The 20,902-nt window shown below is 33.1% G+C and carries 15 protein-coding genes; 7 read left to right on the forward strand and 8 right to left on the reverse strand.

Features of this window, described 5'->3' with window-relative positions; translation table 11 throughout:
* Positions 1 to 15: 15 nt before the first annotated feature.
* Complete coding sequence (gene gyrA, locus ACPX19_RS13825; protein WP_426430619.1) at positions 16 to 2,574, reverse strand: DNA gyrase subunit A; 2,559 nt, start codon at positions 2,572 to 2,574, stop codon at positions 16 to 18.
* A gap of 260 nt (positions 2,575 to 2,834) precedes the next feature.
* Between gyrA and ACPX19_RS13830 the strand changes: the two genes are divergently transcribed.
* Entirely contained in the window at positions 2,835 to 5,387 is a 2,553-nt protein-coding gene (locus ACPX19_RS13830) for an ATP-dependent Clp protease ATP-binding subunit (protein WP_426430620.1), read from the forward strand.
* Between the two features lie 77 nt (positions 5,388 to 5,464).
* Positions 5,465 to 5,836 carry a hypothetical protein gene (locus ACPX19_RS13835; RefSeq protein WP_426430621.1) on the forward strand — a complete coding sequence of 124 codons (372 nt, stop codon included), beginning with the start codon at positions 5,465 to 5,467 and terminating at the stop codon, positions 5,834 to 5,836.
* Between the two features lie 12 nt (positions 5,837 to 5,848).
* Here ACPX19_RS13835 and hutH read toward each other — a convergent pair whose 3' ends face one another.
* Both hutH and ACPX19_RS13845 read right to left on the reverse strand, forming a co-directional pair.
* Positions 5,849 to 7,384, reverse strand: a complete 1,536-nt coding sequence (hutH, locus tag ACPX19_RS13840; RefSeq protein ID WP_426430622.1) for a histidine ammonia-lyase — start codon at positions 7,382 to 7,384, stop codon at positions 5,849 to 5,851.
* Positions 7,385 to 7,390: 6 nt separating this feature from the next.
* Complete coding sequence (locus ACPX19_RS13845) at positions 7,391 to 8,965, reverse strand: NAD(P)H-hydrate dehydratase (RefSeq protein WP_426430623.1); 1,575 nt, start codon at positions 8,963 to 8,965, stop codon at positions 7,391 to 7,393.
* A 93-nt stretch (positions 8,966 to 9,058) separates the two neighbouring features.
* Between ACPX19_RS13845 and ACPX19_RS13850 the strand changes: the two genes are divergently transcribed.
* Together ACPX19_RS13850 and ACPX19_RS13855 are read left to right on the forward strand one after the other, a co-directional pair.
* A complete protein-coding gene (locus ACPX19_RS13850; protein WP_426430624.1) occupies positions 9,059 to 9,571 on the forward strand; it encodes a GNAT family N-acetyltransferase in 513 nt (170 codons plus the stop codon).
* An 84-nt stretch (positions 9,572 to 9,655) separates the two neighbouring features.
* Positions 9,656 to 10,747: a T9SS type A sorting domain-containing protein gene (locus tag ACPX19_RS13855; RefSeq protein WP_426430625.1), complete on the forward strand. Its 1,092-nt coding sequence runs from the start codon at positions 9,656 to 9,658 to the stop codon at positions 10,745 to 10,747.
* Here ACPX19_RS13855 and holA read toward each other — a convergent pair whose 3' ends face one another.
* Complete coding sequence (gene holA, locus ACPX19_RS13860; RefSeq protein WP_426430626.1) at positions 10,748 to 11,755, reverse strand: DNA polymerase III subunit delta; 1,008 nt, start codon at positions 11,753 to 11,755, stop codon at positions 10,748 to 10,750.
* Positions 11,756 to 11,803: 48 nt separating this feature from the next.
* Between holA and ACPX19_RS13865 the strand changes: the two genes are divergently transcribed.
* The 3 genes from ACPX19_RS13865 (at position 11,804) to ACPX19_RS13875 (ending at position 14,209) form a co-directional block, all read left to right on the forward strand.
* On the forward strand, positions 11,804 to 12,253 hold the full coding sequence (locus ACPX19_RS13865; protein ID WP_426430627.1) for a type I restriction enzyme HsdR N-terminal domain-containing protein: 450 nt from the start codon (positions 11,804 to 11,806) through the stop codon (positions 12,251 to 12,253).
* Positions 12,254 to 13,246, forward strand: a complete 993-nt coding sequence (locus ACPX19_RS13870; RefSeq protein WP_426430628.1) for a glycosyltransferase family 2 protein — start codon at positions 12,254 to 12,256, stop codon at positions 13,244 to 13,246.
* Positions 13,247 to 13,351: 105 nt separating this feature from the next.
* Positions 13,352 to 14,209, forward strand: coding sequence for an OmpA/MotB family protein (locus ACPX19_RS13875; RefSeq protein ID WP_426430629.1), 858 nt, complete (start codon positions 13,352 to 13,354; stop codon positions 14,207 to 14,209).
* 59 nt (positions 14,210 to 14,268) lie between these two features.
* Here the strand turns inward: ACPX19_RS13875 and ACPX19_RS13880 are convergent, their stop codons facing one another.
* The 4 genes from ACPX19_RS13880 to ACPX19_RS13895 all read right to left on the reverse strand — a co-directional run bounded on the left by ACPX19_RS13880 (position 14,269) and on the right by ACPX19_RS13895 (position 20,896).
* Complete coding sequence (locus tag ACPX19_RS13880; RefSeq protein WP_426430630.1) at positions 14,269 to 17,748, reverse strand: VIT domain-containing protein; 3,480 nt, start codon at positions 17,746 to 17,748, stop codon at positions 14,269 to 14,271.
* 90 nt (positions 17,749 to 17,838) lie between these two features.
* Complete coding sequence (locus tag ACPX19_RS13885) at positions 17,839 to 18,921, reverse strand: AMP-binding protein (RefSeq protein ID WP_426430631.1); 1,083 nt, start codon at positions 18,919 to 18,921, stop codon at positions 17,839 to 17,841.
* Positions 18,921 to 19,859: a CPBP family intramembrane glutamic endopeptidase gene (locus tag ACPX19_RS13890; RefSeq protein WP_426430632.1), complete on the reverse strand. Its 939-nt coding sequence runs from the start codon at positions 19,857 to 19,859 to the stop codon at positions 18,921 to 18,923. Before ACPX19_RS13890 ends, ACPX19_RS13885 begins: the two co-directional genes overlap by 1 nt.
* A complete protein-coding gene (locus ACPX19_RS13895; protein WP_426430633.1) occupies positions 19,859 to 20,896 on the reverse strand; it encodes an o-succinylbenzoate synthase in 1,038 nt (345 codons plus the stop codon). Before ACPX19_RS13895 ends, ACPX19_RS13890 begins: the two co-directional genes overlap by 1 nt.
* Positions 20,897 to 20,902 lie beyond the last annotated feature (6 nt).

Below are 20,902 nucleotides of genomic sequence, written 5' to 3' on the forward strand. Positions count from 1 at the left end.
TATGTTGTTAATTTTTTAGTTTTCTGTTTCATTATTATCAATAGCCGTGCCATCTTCATTTGTTATTTGATTTTCATCACTTTCGATGCTTGAATCATCAGTATTTTCCTCATCATCTTTCATTACTTTAGCAACAGCAGCTATGGAGTCATTACCCTTGAGGTTAATTAGTTTTACACCTTGAGTAGCCCTACCCATAGTACGTAAGTTTTCTACTGCTAGACGAATGGCTATTCCAGATTTATTAATAATCATTAAATCATCAGAATCTGTCACACTCTTTATTGCAACTAGGCTTCCTGTTTTTTCAGTAATAGAAATGGTTTTAACCCCTTTTCCTCCTCTATTTGTAATACGGTATACAGCTTCACCATCTTCTGGGTCGTCAATAAATGTACGCTTACCGTAACCGTTTTCTGAGACAACAAGTACTGTTTCTTCTTGAGGGTTTTCAATTGTTACCATACCTATTACTTCATCCTTTTTATGCCCTAAAGTAATTCCTCTAACTCCTGAAGCGCTACGTCCCATAGGCCTTGTTTTGGCCTCTTCAAAACGGATGGCCTTGCCAGATTTTAAAGCCAACATTACTTGGCTATTACCGGTTGTTAATTTTGCTTCTAATAGCTCATCATTATCTTTAATCGTAATGGCATTAATACCATTAGTACGAGGTCTTGAATACTGTTCTAAAGATGTTTTCTTAACCTGACCTTGCTTCGTTGCCATAATGACATAATGAGAGTTAATATAATCCTCATCTTTTAGGTCTTGAGTACAGATAAATGCCATTACCTTATCATCTTGCTCTATGTTAATAAGGTTTTGAATTGCTCTTCCTTTTGAGGTTTTTGAACCTTCGGGAATTTCATAGACTCGCATCCAGAAACATTTTCCTTTCTGAGTAAAGAATAACATATACTGGTGATTTGTGCCAACAAATAAATGCTCTAAGAAATCTTCATTTCTTGTTGTAGAGGCTTTTTGTCCTACTCCTCCTCTATTTTGTGTTTTATATTCCGTTAGAGAAGTACGTTTTACATAACCAGCGTGAGAAATAGTAATGACCACTTGCTCATCTGCAATCATATCTTCAATACTCAGGTCTCCACCTGCGTATTCTATAGTAGAACGACGTTCATCCCCATATTTATCTCTGATAACTTCAAGTTCTTCCTTAATAATATCCATACGACGCTCTTTTTTGTCTAGGATGTCTTTAAGATCTTCAATCGTTACCATCAGTTCTTCATATTCAGCTCTTAACTTGTCTTGTTCTAGACCCGTTAACTGGCGTAGACGCATTTCTACTATCGCCTTTGCTTGAATATCCGTAAGCTTAAAACGCTCTATCAACTTGGCTCTTGCCTCATCTGCGTTTGCTGACGCTCTGATAAGTGCAATTACCTCATCTATGTTATCTGAAGCTATAATTAAGCCTTCTAAGATATGTGCACGTTCTTCAGCTTTTCTTAACTCGAATTGTGTACGTCTTACAACAACTTCGTGCCTATGCTCTACAAAGTGGTGAATTAACTCTTTTAAATTTAAAAGCTGTGGACGACCATTTACTAGAGCAATATTATTTACACTAAAGGATGATTGTAAAGCTGTATACTTATACAATTTGTTTAAAACTATGTTTGGAATTGCATCACGCTTTAAAACGTAAACAATACGCATTCCTTTTCTATCAGACTCATCCCTAATGGTAGAAATACCTTCAAGTTTTTTGTCGTTTACCAAGTCTGCAGTCTTTTTAATCATATCTGCTTTGTTAACTTGGTATGGAATTTCATTTACAATAATGCACTCACGTCCATTAACCTCTTCAATATTGGCCTTACCACGCATTACAATTCTACCACGGCCTGTATGAAAAGCTTCCTTTACACCATCATAACCATAAATTGTTCCTCCTGTTGGAAAATCTGGCGCTTTAATATGTTGCATTAATTCATCAACCTCAATGTCATTGTTATCGATATATGCAATAGTCCCATTAATAACTTCTGTAAGGTTATGTGGTGGCATATTGGTTGCCATACCTACCGCAATACCAGAAGCACCATTGACTAGTAATCCCGGAATACGTGTAGGCAGAACTGTTGGTTCTTCTAAAGTGTCATCAAAATTCAACTTATGGTCAACTGTTTCCTTTTCAATATCAGCTAACATTTCTTCAGAAATCTTCTGCATTCTAGCTTCTGTGTAACGCATTGCTGCTGGGCTATCACCGTCTACAGATCCAAAATTACCCTGTCCGTCTATTAACATATATCTTAAACTCCATTCCTGAGCCATACGAACCATAGTGTCATAAACAGAAGTATCTCCATGTGGGTGGTATTTACCTAATACTTCACCAACAATTCTTGCAGATTTTTTATGAGCTGTGTTTGCCCTAACACCTAGTTCATGCATACCATAAAGTACACGCCTATGAACTGGTTTTAAGCCATCTCTTACATCTGGTAGCGCACGTGACACAATGACCGACATTGAGTAGTCAATGTAGGCTGATTTCATTTCATCTTCAATGTTAATCGGAATGAGTTTTTCTCCTTCTGCCATATATAAAATTAATTAGATTTTTGTAGGTTTTCAAAACGTGCTAATATAACCAATTTAGTAGTGTTTAAAGTACTTTTAAAAGCCTAATTTGAGAGTTTTTATTAACAATTTTTAATATCTTTTTCGTTAATAAGTATCATTAAATTTACTTTGATTTGAAATCCTTTTTTAGTCTATTCGTTAAAACAATTTATTTAAGGTATGGTTTTTGTCATTAGATAATATGTTTTTATTATTTTTAATGCAGAAAGGATTTTAATATGGATGATAATTTTTCCCCAAGAGTTAAGGATGTTATTGCATTTAGCAAAGAAGAAGCTTTACGTCTAGGCCATGATTTTATAGGTACAGAACACTTAATGTTAGGCCTCTTAAGAGATGGTAACGGAAAAGCTATAGATATATTGAGCGCACTAGACGTTGACTTAAATCATTTAAGACGTAAAGTCGAAATTTTAAGTCCGGCCAATCCTAACATTGCCACAACATCGAACGAAAAGAAAAACTTGCACCTTACAAGACAAGCAGAGCGTGCCTTAAAAACAACGTTCTTAGAGGCTAAGTTGTTTCAAAGTACCTCCATAAACACAGCGCACTTGTTGTTGTGTATTTTAAGAAACGAAAATGACCCAACTACAAAGTTGTTAAACAAACTGAAAGTTGATTATGATAATGTTAAAGACGAATTTAAATCTATGATTACAAGTGAAGATGATTACCTAGATGAACCAAAAGCCGAATCATACTCAGACGACGATGTCAATGAAGAGGATGATGCAAAGCAAAATCCATTTGGCGGAAGTCAGTCAGGTAAAACAAATAAAAAGTCTAAAACACCTGTTTTAGATAACTTTGGCAGAGACTTAACCGTGCTTGCCGAAGAAGGTAAATTAGACCCTGTAGTGGGTCGAGAAAAAGAAATACAACGTGTTTCACAAATATTAAGTAGACGTAAAAAGAATAATCCTTTATTAATCGGAGAGCCAGGAGTTGGTAAGTCTGCAATTGCTGAAGGTTTAGCCTTAAGAATTATTAAACGTAAAGTTTCACGAACACTTTTTAATAAACGCGTAGTTACTCTAGACTTAGCTAGTTTGGTAGCTGGTACAAAATATAGAGGTCAGTTTGAAGAGCGTATGAAGGCTGTTATGAACGAGCTTGAAAAAAACGACGATATTATTCTTTTCATTGATGAGATTCATACAATTGTTGGTGCTGGTGGTGCCACAGGAAGTTTAGATGCTTCAAATATGTTTAAACCTGCCTTAGCAAGAGGCGAAATTCAATGTATTGGTGCTACAACTTTAGATGAGTATAGACAGTATATTGAAAAAGATGGCGCTTTAGAACGTCGTTTTCAAAAAGTAATTGTTGAACCTACTTCTGTTGAAGAAACTATAGAAATACTCAACAATATAAAAGCCAAGTACGAAGATCACCACAATGTTGATTATACACCTGAAGCTATTGAAGCTTGTGTAAAATTGACAAACAGATACATGACAGAACGTTTTCTTCCAGACAAAGCAATTGATGCTTTGGATGAAGCTGGTTCTCGAGTACACATCACAAATATTGATGTTCCTAAACAAATAATTGAACTAGAAAAACAACTTGAAGAGGTTAAGGAAACCAAAAACAGTGTTGTAAAAAAACAGAAATACGAAGAAGCTGCTAAACTTAGAGATGACGAAAAACGTCTAGAAAAAGAATTAGCAACTGCTCAAGAAAAATGGGAAGAAGAAACCAAACAGCATAGAGAGGTTGTAACAGAAGACAATGTTGCTGACGTTGTATCAATGATGACTGGTATACCTGTAAATAAAATCGCTCAGACCGAATTAAATAAATTAGCAAAGTTACCAGAGCTTATCAAAGGACGTGTTATTGGGCAAGATATTGCTGTTGCAAAGGTAGTGAAAGCTATTCAACGCAATAGAGCTGGTCTTAAAGACCCTAATAAGCCCATTGGTTCATTTATCTTTTTAGGACAAACCGGTGTTGGCAAAACACAGTTAGCCAAAGTATTAGCTAGTGAATTATTTGACAGTAATGACGCTCTAGTAAGAATAGATATGAGTGAATATATGGAAAAATTCGCTGTATCGAGACTTATTGGTGCGCCTCCAGGATATGTCGGTTATGAAGAAGGGGGCCAACTTACTGAAAAAATAAGACGTAAACCTTATGCTGTAGTTCTTTTAGATGAGATTGAAAAAGCACATCCAGATGTCTTCAACATGCTTCTACAAGTTCTTGATGATGGGTATTTAACTGATAGTCTAGGTCGCAAAATCGATTTCAGAAATACTATAATCATTATGACTTCTAATATTGGTGCTCGAAAATTAAAAGACTTTGGTACTGGTGTTGGCTTTGGTACATCTGCACAACAAGCTCAAGAATCTGACCATGCAAAAGGTGTTATAGAAAATGCTCTTAAAAAAGCATTTGCACCAGAATTCTTGAATAGAATTGACGATGTTATTGTCTTTAATGCTTTAGAAAAAGAAGACATCAACAAAATTATTGATATTGAATTAGTTAAGCTTGTAAAACGTATTAAAGATTTAGGTTACGATCTAGTTCTCACCGATAAGGCTAAAGAATTTATTGCTGACAAAGGCTTTGATAAGCAATATGGTGCAAGACCTCTTAATAGAGCCATCCAAAAGTATGTAGAAGACGCTCTTGCAGAAGAGATTATCAATTCTAAAATCCAAGAAGGAGACACAATTACCCTGGATTTAGACACTAAAAATGATGAGCTGAAAATTAAAGTCAAGAGCTCTAGTAAGCCTACTGAATCATAATAAATGAAATATTTTTAGTTAAAACTCCTCAATTTTTGAGGAGTTTTTTTTATCTTAATACTAAGAATTAATCTAAAATGCACGAAACTGTTGTAAAATTAAAGTTTTGTACGCTTTCGTTCTACGATAAATATGTAATAGCCCAAATTAACGAAGGTGTACACTTGGACCATCAGCATAATGAAGCTTTAATTGAGGTCATAGAAGATTATTATAATAAACCATTTGTGTACATCACCCATAGAGTTAATTCGTATTCTGTTGATCCTAACGTCTATCCTAGAGCTACAAGAGTCAAGTATTTAAAAGGTTTTGCCGTAGTTTCTGATAAATATCAAGCTAAGATTAATGCGCAAATAGAACAGATGTTCTTCGGAAAGCCTTTTGAAATATTCACAGAATTAGATGATGCTATCAAATGGGCAAAAGATTTAATAAAAAAGAGCTAAGTAATTACTTAATTAATGCTTCTCTACTCCATAATTGTTTAAGAACAATTCTTCCACTTCAATATCTACGTCCTTCAAAAACTGAATAGATGCTTCAATATCGTCATGCAAAACTTCATCTTCTTTTATAAAAGGTACTGCTTTTCTATAATGTTCTAGGAAAGACTCCAATAATGGGGAAGTTTTCATTGGTCTTCTAAACTCTAGAGCTTGGGATGCATTCATCAACTCAATAGCAATAACACGCTCCACATTTCTAATTAAATTATAGGCTTGAGTTGCTGCGTTGGCTCCCATGCTTACATGATCTTCTTGTCCATTACTAGAAACAATACTATCAATACTAGCTGGTGTTGCCAATTGCTTATTAGCACTAACAATACTAGCAGCGGTATATTGAGGTATCATAAAACCAGAATTCAATCCTGGGTTATCAACTAAAAAAGCTGGCAAACCTCGTAAACCAGATACTAATTGAAAAATTCTTCGTTCGGAAATATTTCCAATTTCAGCCATAGCAATTTTTAAGTAGTCTAAGGCTAAAGCCAATGGCTGTCCATGAAAATTGCCTCCTGAAATAATTAAATCTTCTTCTGAAAAAATGTTAGGATTGTCAGTAACAGAGTTAATTTCAGTTAGAATAACTTTCTCTACAAAATCTAGAGTATCCTTTGTCGCACCATGAACCTGTGGAATACATCTAAACGAATACGGATCTTGAACATGCTCTTTTTCTCTAGAAATTAGCTCACTTCCTTCTAAAAGTTCATTAAAACGTTTGGCTACTTTACGCTGACCTGGATGTGGTCTTACATCATGTACCAAATCATGAAAAGGATCTAACCTACCATCAAATGCATCTAAAGAAATCGCTGAAATTATATCAGCTAGATAAGATGTTTTGTGAGACATTAACAATAAATACACACCATAGGCACTCATAAATTGGGTTCCATTCAATAAAGCCAATCCTTCTTTGGCTTCGAGCTTTATAGGTTCCCAATTGAATTTCTCTAATAACTCTGATGCATCGTAGTTTTCACCATTATGCACAACACTTCCCTTTCCTAAAAGTGGTAATGCTAAATGAGCTAAAGGTGCTAAATCCCCTGAGGCACCTAAAGAACCTTGAGTATATACAAACGGAAAAATATCATTATTGAAGAAGTCTATCAACCGGTCAACAGTTTTTAACTGCACACCACTATGACCATAACTTAATGATTGTATTTTCAACAATAACATCACCTTTACCACAGATTCAGGTACACGATCACCAGTACCACATGCATGAGACATTACTAAATTCTCCTGTAACTTGGTTAAGTCCTTATCTGATATCTTGACATTATATAATGAACCAAAACCTGTATTAATACCATACATTGGCTTTTTATTGCTCGCTAATTTATTATCGAGATATGTTTTACAATCTTCTATTCTCTGAATAGATGATTCCGAAAGTTTAAGCTTCTTTTTATCTTTAAAAATATTGTAAATAGTTACAATATCTAAAACATCTGATGATATAATATGATAGTTATTCATAACTGTTTATTGTCCTTCTTGTTGATCTTCTTGTTGCGATTGCTCGGGTTGTTCTGGTTGTTCTGGTTGCTTAAACAAATCGATATAGGCTTCGCCTAAAGTTTCAATGATATGACTTGCTATTAAACTTTGATAACCATAATCTTCCAATGAAATATCAGCTGATTTGCCGTGTAAATACACACCAAAAATTGTTGCCGCTAATGGCTCATAACCTTGTGCTATTAAACCTGTAATTATTCCGGTTAATACATCGCCTGTGCCAGCAGTTGCCATTCCTGGATTTCCTGTTGTGTTTATATAAAGTTTATCACCAAAAACTGAAATTGTATTAGCACCCTTAATTACAACTATGACCTTGTACTTTTTAGAAAACGCTTTTACTTTTTTTAGTTTATCAAAATCGTCTGACCACTCTCCTATCAGACGCTCTAATTCTTTAGGATGTGGGGTTAAAACTGTTTGTTCTGGCAATAATTCTAATAATTCTTTCTTTTTTGATAAAATATTTAAACCATCTGCATCTATAACAAGTGGAGCTTTGTTACTTTTTAAAAATAATTCTAACGCTTTTATTGTTTTATCTGCTGTACCCATTCCTACGCCTATACTTATAACGTTAGGCTCAATATCATAAGAGATATCTGTGATGCACCCTTCCTCTTTATCTGTAATGACCATAGCTTCTGGGAAAGAAGCCTGCAAACTGTGATACCCGCATTTAGGTATAAACGCAGTGACCAATCCAGCGCCTGAACTTAATACTGCTCTACTGGCCAAATTAACAGCGCCAATTTTTCCATAACTACCTCCAACTATTAATGCATGTCCAAAATTACCTTTGTGCGAAAACTTTTCTCTTGGTTTGTAGAGTGGTAAAACTTCAAATTTTGAAATCAGTTCTGCTTTAGCTTCGGCTTGCATTAAATAATCACGGTCAATCCCTATATCCAAGACTTCCCATTGTACTGTAAATTTTGAAGTACCAGGTAAGAAAAAAATCAATTTTGGAGATTGAAAACTAAGGGTATAATTTGCATGTACTACAGCGTCTTCGTCTTCAATAGCCTTATCTGTATATAATCCTGAAGGAATATCTACCGACAAGGTAAATGCTTTTGAGGCTCTCCATTTTAGAAATAATTCTTGAACCCATTTATTAGGCTGACGATTGAGACCAATACCAAAAACCGCATCTACTATAATATCTCTTTCATCAATAACGATATCTGAAAAATCCCCTGAACAACTTAGCATTTTTGGCCAGTCTTTAGTAGTAGACTTTATTCGATCATAGTTAATTAAAAAATCCTTAGAGCGTTTATCACTACAATTTACAATATATGTCACCACATTATAACCATGAATAATTAAATGTCTTGCCAATACCAAACCATCTCCTCCATTATTACCTATACCGCAAAATACATGAACTGGTACTTGAGCACCTTGCATACGCATATGAATCCAATTAAAAATCTGGGTTCCTGCACGTTCCATTAAATCAGTAGAGGAAATATTTTGGCGCTCGGCAGTAAGTCTATCACCTTCGTATATTTGTTCCTTAGAGAATATTTTCATGGATTATTCAGTATATTGAAAAATGTAATTAGGAAAGTAAAAATAAGGTTTTCCGATTCAATAGAATAATAATGTACTCATATTAAATTAGTAGTGAAAAATTCCTTTGAAACTCAACGACTTAACATTAGACCAATAACCACAAGTGATGCTTCATTTGTTTTAGAATTAATGAACACACCTAAATGGATTCAATTTATTGGTGATAGAAATGTAAGAACTGTTGAAGATGCAGAAAATTACATTAAAGAAAAAGCATTAAAGCAACTAGCAACTCACGGTTATGGTAATAATGTTATCATTAGAAAATCTGATGATGAAAAATTGGGTACTTGCGGTGTTTACCACAGAGAAGGAAAAAAACAGCCAGATATAGGTTTTGCATTTTTACCATCTTTTGAAGGCAAAGGTTATGCGTTTGAAGCGACTTCAAAACTTATAGAAATAATGAAACTAAATCATGGTCTTTCAGAACTAAGCGCTTATACATTAGAAGAAAATTCAGCTTCGAGAAAACTATTAGAACGATTAGGTTTTGGGTTGAAAGGTGTAGGAACATTACCAACATCAGATGAAGAACTATTACATTATTATCGAAAACTATAGTTTTAACCCAAATAAACGTGGCTCATGAGTTTTTTTATTGGTAAAAATCCCAAGTTATGTACTTTTAAGTTTTAATTTTTAGCTATGAGAACTATTGCCTGTCTTAGTGTTTTGTGGTTTTTGTCATTTTTTTGCATCAACGCACAACAGTTTACATTAGAAACTGCATTAGATACAACCGTTAATGAAACCTCAGGGTTATTATACATCAACAATACACTAATCACACATAATGATAGTGCCAATACGAATGAACTCTTCGATATCGATATAGCAACAGGAAATGTAATTCGTACGGTTACCGTTACCAATGCTACTAATATAGATTGGGAAGATCTCGCACAAGATGGAACGTATATTTATATTGGTGATTTTGGTAATTACCAAGGTGATAGAACCGACTTAAAAGTTTACAGAATTGCCATTTCGGATTACTTGAACAATACTTCGGTAACGGCTGATGTCATTAACTTTAGCTACGCTGACCAAAGTGATTTTACAACAAGCCCCTTTGCAACAAATTTTGATGCTGAGAGCTTAATACATTATAATAACACCCTTTATGTCTTCACCAGAAACTGGCTAGATGGAAATACTAATGTATATGAATTGCCTAAAACACCTGGCACACATAGCATTACTATGATTGATAATATTACAGCAGGTGGTTTGGTTTCTGGCGCAACATTCAACACATTAAGTAATGAAATTATTATTACGGGTTTTGATAGTAATGGTGCATTTTTAATTGAGTTGAGCGGTTTCAACTCAGGTTTATTTTCTAACGGAGGTGTTACAAAAACATCTATTGCTGTGCCTGCGAATTATTCTTTTCAAATTGAAGGTATTTATCCAATAAATGCTAACGAGTATTACATTACGGCAGAGGAAAACGGTGCACTTCAATCAGCATTATACAGTTTTAATACCTCCACCCTTTCCCTAGATAAAACTGAACTTACCCCTTTCTCATTTTATCCTAATCCGGCTTCAACAGAAATCATATTGAGTGAAGATAATCTTCAAACTAAAATCTATGCTGTTACAGGTCAACTTGTGAAAACATCAAATAAAAAGCAAATTGATGTATCAGATTTAAATTCTGGAATATATCTTATAACCATTGAAGATGTTGCGGATAAGAGTATAACTAGAAAACACCTAGTTATAAAATAGCTAACTCATTATCCTTGCCAACAACTCTTTAAGTAAGTCTCCTTGAGGTACTGCATTGGCCCCTACACCTTTGCTTTTTACATCAAACTCTCTTAGTAAAGCAACCACTTCACTTACTTTTTTCATGGGATAATTGCGAGCAGCAATTAAATACTCATTTACATAATACGGATTAACGCCCAATGCCGAAGCAACACTTCTAGGGTTTTTATCCGACATGCCGTGAAGGTGCAATAGTTGTGAGAAAAAGTTGAACAATAGAGATACAGTAACCACTATTGGGTTATCCTTTGGATTATCGCCAAAGTATTTTGCTATACGCTGCGCTTTTAAAATATCGCGCTCACCAACTGCCTTTCTAAGCTCAAAATTATTGAAATCTTTGCTAATACCAATGTTTTCCTCTATATGCTCTGGTGTAATCTGCGTGCCTTGTGGTAGAACGATTTTTAGTTTATTGAGTTCATTGTTTACTTTACTCAAATCCGTTCCTAAAAACTCAACTAACATCTGAGCTGCCTTGGGTGAGATATCATAACCTTGTCCTTTAAGAACACGTCTAATCCAATCTGGAACTTGATTTTCGTATAGTTTTTTACCTTCAAAAACCACACCTCCATGCTTATTAATAGCTTTATAAAGGGCTTTGCGCTTATCAATTTTTTTGTACTTATAATTAACCACTAAAACGGTTGTAGGTTGAGGATTAGTGGCATAATCCGCTAACTTTTCAATGGTACGGCTTAAATCTTGAGCTTCTTTTACTATGACCACTTGCCGCTCTGCCATCATAGGATAACGTTTGGCATTGCTTACAATATCTTCAATCGTTACATCTCTTCCGTAAAGCACCATTTGATTAAACCCTTTTTCGGCTTCATCTAAAATATTATCTTCAATAAAATCTGAAATTTTATCAATATAATAAGCCTCCTCACCCATAAGAAAATAGATGGGTTTAATCTGCCCCTTTTTTATGTCTGAAACTAATGCTTTTACTTCGTCCAATCTCTTAAATCGTTTGCTCGAATGATATTATAATTTTAATTTTGTGAAGTGCAAAAACTTAACTTTCCACAGTTTGAATACCGCTTCAAAAGTACAGAAAATAAAGTTTCTATTTTTGATGTTATTCGGAAAAAATTCATTGTCCTTCAACCCGAAGAATGGGTTAGGCAACATTGTGTACACTATTTAATAAAAGAGAAAAACTATCCTAAATCCTTAATTAATGTTGAAAAGGAATTAAATATTAATGGCTTAAAAAAACGCTATGATATTGTCATCTTTAATTCTGATGGTAGTATTCTACTCATCGTTGAATGTAAATCTTATGAAGTCATCATAAATCAAGATACTTTTGACCAAATTGCACGTTATAATTTAGCGTTAAATGCAGAATTCCTCATGGTAACAAACGGTTTAAATCACTATTATTGTCAAATGGATATAAAGGCTGAACGTTATCAGTTTTTAAAAGACATTCCGAATTACAAAAGGGTATAGATGTATCGTGACAAAGACATAGCAATTGTTATTTTAAACTGGAACGGTAGAGCTCTTTTAGAACAATTTTTACCTTCTGTTTTAAAGTATTCTGAAGGTGCTAAAATTTATGTTGCTGATAATGCCTCTACCGATAATTCTGTTGAATTTTTAAAAACTTCTTTTTCTGAGGTTACAATAATTCAAAATTATGAAAATGGCGGTTATGCCAAAGGTTATAACGAAGCACTAAAACATATTTCTGAACCACTGCTTTGTCTGCTAAATAGCGATATTGAAGTTACTAAGGATTGGCTTAATCCAATTATTAAAGCGTTCAATTCAGAGAGTAATCCTGCAATTCTTCAACCCAAAATATTAGATTACAAAGACAAGTCTAAATTTGAATATGCTGGTGCTGCTGGTGGCTTTATAGATAAATATGGCTATCCTTACTGCAGAGGTCGCATTTTCGACAGTATTGAAGAAGATAAAGGACAATACAATGATATTATAGATATTTTTTGGGCTTCTGGTGCTTGTTTTTTTATAAAAAATGATGCCTTTAAAGCCTTAAACGGTTTTGATGAAAGTTATTTTGCGCATATGGAAGAGGTTGATTTGTGCTGGCGTGCTTTCAACAGAAATTATAACACCCAATATGTTGGTGCGTCTACAGTGTATCATGTTGGTGGTGCAACTCTAAATAATTCTAACCCTAAAAAGACATACCTAAACTTTAGAAATAGTCTTATGACATTAGTTAAGAACACTGACAGCAATGTGTTTTCTAAGACTATAACAAGAATGCTTTTAGATGGTGTTGCTGGTGTTAGATTTTTATTGCAACTCAAACCATTGCATTTTTTGGCAATTTTAAAAGCACATGGTACTTTTTATCTGAATTTGGGAAGTATACTAAAAAAGCGTAAAGAACTCCCTAAACGTTCTAACTACTACAAAACGAGCTCTATTGTTTGGTCGTACTATGCTAAGCGGAACAGAACATTTTAATTGTTTATAAAACTGTTAAAATTTTTGTTAATCTCCATCCTATGGAGTTTTCTTTTCTATAATTTTGGTATGTTAAAATTAACAACTTAAACTATAATGAAAATTATGAAAAAACTAATGTTATTAAGTGTTTGCTCAATGGTGTTGCTAGCATCTTGCGTATCGAAGAAAGAATATGCTGCACTTGAGGCAAAACAACAAGAAACTCAAGACTTATTAAACAGTGCTACTGTAAAATTAAATAAATGTCTTTCTGATGCTGCCGCTGCAAATGCCAGAGTAGAGACTATGAAAGATCAGTTAGCTGATTTACGTAAGGCTAACCAAGATTTAATTGATACAAAAGGAAACTTAACAACCTTAACACAAAAAGGTGCAGAAAACCTTGAGAAATCACTTGAGAGCTTAAAAGAAAAAGACTTAAAGATTTCGCGCTTACAAGATGCTTTAACTAAAAAGGATAGTGTAACACTAGCTATCGTTACTAGTTTAAAGAAAGAGGTTGGTATTAATGATCCAGACATTGAAATTAATGTAGAAAAAGGTGTTGTTTTTATCTCAATTGCAGATAAATTATTATTCCAAAGTGGAAGTTATACCGTAACTGAAAGAGCTAAAGAAATTTTAGGTAAAGTAGCTAAAGTAATAAATAGCAAACCCAACTTTGAAGCTATGGTTGAAGCGCACACCGACAATGTACCTTACAACAAACCTCCGTTATTAGATAACTGGGATCTTAGTGTTAAACGTGCTACTTCTGTGGTAAGAGTTTTAGAGGACCTAAAAGTAAACCCTCAACAATTGATTGCTGCAGGTCGTAGCTACCACGTACCATTGGTTGAGAATGATAACGTTGAGAACAGAGCTAAAAACAGACGTACACGTATAGTTGTACTTCCTAAAATTGATCAGTTCTATGAAATGATTGAAGAAGAGATGAAAAATCTTTCTGCAGGAAATTAATTTTTAAACTCACATATTATAAACTAAAAACCCAATGCAAATGCATTGGGTTTTATTTGTTAAAAATTAACTTTTCCTATTTCTATGGTATCATCTACTCCATCACCACTCAGCCTTAAAATTCTTAACTCTTTTATTTCATTTGGTTTACCATAATTTTTATAGATTGTTACTTTAAGAATTGTTGGACCAGAAATTTTTTGCACATTATCAGCATAGTAGTCTACTTCCAAATTATAATCGCCTTTTAAACCTTTTTTAATAAGATATTCTTCAGGTCCATAACCCTCTGTCATATCTTCGGAAAGTCTATCTCCATAATCAGTTATTTTATTTTTATAACTTATTTTTTGATCCTTTGGGTTATCTACCCATAGATCTAAATCCGTATCATTATGATTCCAATCTGCAACAACTCTTAAATCTACACTTACAGGAAACACAAGCTTTTTCTGTTTTTTTGTTAGTGAAATTTTCTTTTTATGCTTTTTTAATAAATGTCCTGCTTCAATAAATGCAATATGCTCAATACCATAGAAACGTTCATCTTCATCCTTTTCAAGAAGCTTACCATCAATAATACTATATAACAAATCAAATGCTTTTTGATACATTCCGATATTCTCATAAGCTAAAGCTAAATCTCTTGTGGATTGTGGCTCTTCAGGTCTTAAACTTAATATCTCCTTACAAACATTTAGAGCCAAATCGTATTGCTTAAAATATTCTAACTTATAAGCTAGAGCTCTTAAAATTTCATGGTTATCCAAATCAATTTCTGCTAGATTAGATAAAACTCTAATGGCTAATTTATTATCATCCTTACTTTCAAAAAAATCTGCTACATCTAGAAAAAATGAAGGAGTATTTCTATATTTTACTAACAACTCTAGATATTTTGAGTAAGCACTTTCTATATCTTTTTCTGCAGATAATATCTTAATATAATCACTTTCAGGATTCCAAGCTTTAAACTCTATATCTTTATAGATTTTTTCATTTAATGACTTTATTTCTTCTCGATTTTCTTCTAATCCCTTTTTAGTAGTAATAACAATAACTCCATTTTGAGCTCGGGAACCATAAAGAACCTGAGCATTTGCATCTTTTAAAACCATCATAGAATGAATACTATCTGTTTCAATCTCTCTAATACTTTCTTCATCAAAGACTTTTCCGTCAAGAATATATAATGGGTTTTTAGCTGTATTAATACTAGAATACCCTCTCACTATAACTTTTGATGAACTTCCTAGATTTCCATTAGCCTCCTCACTGATTGAAATACCTGATGCTTGACCCATTAATGAATTTATACTTTCTGACACTGATAAAGTCTCTTCTTCAACAACAGAAACAGAACCAGTCATCGCTTCTTTTCTAGTTACACTATAAGCTACGACTACTACCTCATCTAAAGCATTACCTTCTTCTAAAGCAACATTGTAAACTTCTGCCGAATCAACTGTAATTTCAGTTTTATTCATGCCTACATACGAAATAACTAATGTTTCATTTGGTTCTATGTTAATTGAATAATTGCCATCAAAATCAGTTACTACTCCTCTTGTGGTTCCTTTAATAATAACATTTGCACCAGGTAATGGTAAACCATCACTAGCTGTTGTAATAGTACCAGTGACAAAATTTTTAGTTCTATCTAATATTGGTTGTTGAATATTTCTGTGGCTCGTATAATCTATTGTTTCAATAGTGTTATCATTAGAATTTTGAGGTTCGGTTACATTTGCTTGTTGAGTATTATGATTTAATGCTTGTTGCGTAATTTCCTTTTTTAATGGCTTTTTAATCGGGTATTTGGTATTATACCATTTCTTTAAATCTTCATAATCTTCTAAAAGCTCTTCTTTCCTATCTTCTATATCACTTTGTCGTTCTTCATCTTCAAATTCAATATTTGCTAGACGTTCTTTGTATTCTGCTTTTAGTTCATTTGGTGGCTCTATTCTATAACGCAAATAGTCTTCTAATCTATCTAAAACAATCAATGAAGTAAAATCACTTATTAAGTGATATTTTTTTGCTAATGCAATTATTTTGTCCCTATTATTTTCCTTTTCTAGATTTAGATACTTAAGCTTTTTCTTAGCCCAAAGTCTTTTAGGTAGGTTGTTAGAATTATTACTTTTTAGCTCAACTATTACATTTTCTTTAACCTCATTACCATAACCAAACAACAATTCAATCTTTGTATTTACTTTAAAACGGCCAGAAACTGAAAATCCTTGGTCTATAATCGCACCTTTTTTAGGGTACACTTCAGAGATATTCTTATTTTTTTTAAATCCTAAAAACTTATATGATTCTGTTCTAAGTTCATCCAATGCAGAATTAGTAGACATACGTTTTAAATTAATATACTTCCCATTGTTTTGACTACTTAACTTATTCAAATATTCGTGATTAGCAGATCCTAATGTATTTATACAATAAACAGTAGTCTTATTATTAGTAGTAGTATTAAACTCTCCTAAGTTGAACATTCCATCAGTAAAAAATAAAACTTCTTCTGTATTTGTTTTTGGTAATTGTAAATAAGACGTGCCACCATCGTATTTAACAGTACTTAAATCATCCTTTAGCGTACTCCAATTACCTCCGCTAATGAAATACTTCTTTTCAAACAATGTTGTATTACTAAATACAATTAAATCAACTTCAATGTTTTGTAGATAATCAAAATACTCTTCTAAAAGATTAAACTCTTCGGCAATATCTCTATATTTCATTGATAATGAAGAATCCCAAAAAATAGAAATAGTTTCAGGTTTCTTTTTTAGTTTTGATTTTGGCTTAAAAGATTTATAGATATTAAAATAGTCTGAATAAGTTGAAACTACTTGATCTGAAGCTATTGGAATTTCAATTAAAAAATCCTCATCAACTACAACCTTTTCTTTGTAAACACTAGAAGAGATTTTAAAATCCGAAATTTTAAAATCTAAACCATATTTATTTCCTCTTAAAATTCTTGGTTTTAAATCTGTATTATAAATTAAAACTTCAAAATCAAATTCCAATGGATTTTGAAAACTAAAGGGCAATCTAAATATATGTTTCATATCCGACACTCTTAGCTCTTCTTCAAATTCTATTTCAATTGTTTTATAACCATTTGATGGAATCGGATAAACTCTAGCTTTATAATTATTACCTTTGGTCAACTCAAGAAGACCTGGATCAATCGTTTGTCTAACAGTGCTTTCGTAAGCTACTCTACCAAGTTCTTTTTCTACAATTACTGCATTTCGCATTTTACCATTGACATCCATTGCAAAATTTGTAACGCTTTGTCCTTGCTCCAATGGAAAAATCAATTCCCCTTCTAAAATTCTGGAGGTTTCATTATAAAATCTCATTTTGTAAGTAGTAACTGCTAAATTACCTACAATTTCAGATTTGACTGATAAATGGCTTAATTTGATTGATAATGAATCGTTAACCTTGAGCTCTGGTGAATTTTGCCCAAACACATAAATAGAACATAAAATGAGTAGTACTGTTTTAAAAAATTTCATGATAGTTGGATTTTAGTTTATTCTAAAACTAGCATGATTGTTTTATTTGATAAATAACTAATGAGTAAACCTACTATTTGAATGAGTATACTATCCTAAAACGGACTCTATAGTTTTGGCACGTTGAATTTTACCATTAACAGTTTCTACAAACTTATCGGTAATATAAATGTGTTTTGGTACTTCAAACTTGGTAAGGTCTTTTATAAACCTTATTCTGTTAGCTATACTTTCAGCTGAGTCTCTTGGGTTTTCAACTATTAAAACAAGGCGTTCTCCCAGAGTTTCATCTTCTTCCCCAGCGACAATAAAACGCTCATCAATAGCTGGCTGTAACTTGTCTTCTATCTGTTCTGGGAACAATTTTACACCACCAGAATTAATAACATTATCATAACGACCTAGTAGCTTAAAACTTGTTTCAGATTTTAAATCTACAATATCATTAGTCGCTAAGGGCTCTCCTAATAAATTAGGTGCGTGTATCACCAAACACTGCCTATCATCTTGAGAAAAACTCACATTAGGTATAGCACTATAAAACTTCTCACCTTTAGATACTTTTGATGGTAGTTGTCTAACTGCTACGTGTGTAACAGTCTCTGTCATTCCATAAGTTTCGAAAACTTTAGAACTACAGGTTTTGATGCGCTCCAATAATGGTTGTGTAACTTTAGAACCACCAACAATAAGGGTTTTTATATTGTATGTATATTTTAAGGTATGCTTAAGTTGTAAGGGAATCATAGCACAAAAGTCGTAGTGCTTTTCGTAATCGAAAATGGGATGCGCACTTGGTTCTACAAAGTCTATTTCCAAACCTAAAACCATAGCCCTTACCAACATCATTTTACCTGCAATATAATGGCTTGGTAAACAATCCATAGCTGTATTACCTGGTTCTAAACCAAAGAAATCACCAGTAGCAATGGCAGAATTTACCATGGCCTGTTTTTTGAGTTTTATTAGTTTTGGTTTGCCTGTAGAACCCGATGTTTTTACTTCCACATAATCCTTGTCATTGAGCCAATCTATTAAAAAATTCCCTCTTGTTTTTTCGTGAGGCTCACCTTCTTTAATAAGGCTGTAAGCTACTTCCTTTAAATCTTCATGACTATAGTGCAAGCCATTTAACTTGAATCTATTATGGACTTTATCGTATTCTGGTGTCATTATTCTCCTATGATTTTATAATCTTCTTTTGGTGGTTCTGAAACTTTACCAAACAAACGTTCTTGCCAGTTTTTCCAACCATACCTTTTTGATAAAATTAATAACATAATTGGGTAAACTACGAGAACAGGTATTAAAATTTCTCCAACAATACTCATAGATGGTTCGGCTGTACTTTTAAAGACAGCATCAGTTTGTAAAGCTGTCCAGTCTGCAGTAACCAAGAGTGATGCTAAAAGGTTGTTTCCTAAGTGAAATCCTAAAGCTAGCTCTAGACCATCATCCATCAAGGTCATAATGCCTAACAATAAACCAGTACCAATGTAGAAAATCATCATTTTCCAGAAACCAATATTAGCAACTTCAGGATTAGCACTATGTGCTATACCAAATAAGACAGAAGTTAGAATTAAAGGAAACCATTTATTCTTAACCATAATTCCTATGTGTTGCATAAGATAGCCTCTAAAAAGATATTCCTCTAATCCTATCTGAAAAGGAAAAAGAACAATACTTACCAAAAATAAAATCGAAAATTTCTTAAAATCGAATTGATATATAATCTCTGACGAATCTATATTATAGCTTATGATGAACGATACTATCGTAAATGTCGCAACCATCATAAAAGCAAAAAATATCCTTCCATAATCAACTTTGGGTCTTGCTGTAGTTAAAGATAAAATGCTTCGTTGGTGTACATATTTTACTAAAACAAACAGTAAACCTAAAAGAAATGCAAAAGGCAAAAGATTTATAGCCAAATTTAGACTTGAAGGTATGCCTTTCATCATTTCATAGGCAGCCTCCATATCCGATGGGTCAGTTATCAAATAAAAAACAAAATTTAATAAAAAGATACCTGCAACCAATATGGTTGTCAATATAAACATCCATAATTCTCTTTGCCCCTTATAAGCTTGTTGTATGTAATTCATTAGTCTAAATTAAAATTCCAGTCCTTGTTTAAATCGTATCGCAAAGTACCATTTTTTACGGTTAATGGAGACATAAAATTATTAGTAAATAAACTTCCTGTTCCAAGACCTTGAGGCATTGTATTATTTAATGTATAAGTCCACTGAGCAATAGCATTTAAGCCTATATTACTTTCTAGTGCACTTGTTATCCACCATTTTATATTTAAATTTTCAGCAATCTTTATCCATTGTTCGCTACCGCCAAAACCACCAACAAGACTTGGCTTTAAAATGATATAGTGCGGTTTTATTATTGAAAGTAATTCTTGCTTATCTTCAAATTTAAAAACTCCTATCAACTCTTCATCCAAAGCTATAGGTAAAGGTGTTTCCTCACAAAGCTTTGCCATATCATAAAACTGTTTAGACTTAATAGGTTGCTCAATGGAATGTAATTGATATTCAGAAAGACGATTCAATTTTTCTAATGCTTCATTAGGGGAAAATGCACCATTAGCATCAACTCGCAATTCAATATCTGAAATAGAGAATTCTTTTCGTATAGATTTTAGAATATCAAGCTCTGTTTGAAAATCTATAGCTCCAATTTTTAATTTTATGCAGTTAAATCCCGTTTCAATTTTTTCTTTGACTTGCTTGCGCATAAAGGCTTCGTCACCCATCCAAACCAAACCATTTATTGGAATGGTACCTTTTCCTTGAGTAAATTTAGATGGAAACAAATCGAACTCAGATTCACTTTCTAAAGATTTAAAAGCCATTTCTAACCCAAACTGTATACTTGGATACTCACTCAATTCTTTCACCAGTAATTCTGAACCAAGACTGATATTTTTACAAACCCATTTTAGTTTGTGTTCATAATCTGGTTTATCATCTATGCTCAAACTTCTTAAAATACCACACTCTCCCACTCCCTTTTTACCGTTTTCCTCAAGAATAATGAACCAAGTTTCTTTAGTGGTCATTATACCTCTAGATGTACCGCTAGGTCGCTTAAAGTTAAGTATATACTTATAGTAAGTGGCTATCATAATTCA

It is taken from the genome of Winogradskyella sp. HB-48 (genome assembly GCF_049942685.1).
Taxonomy (GTDB): domain Bacteria; phylum Bacteroidota; class Bacteroidia; order Flavobacteriales; family Flavobacteriaceae; genus Winogradskyella.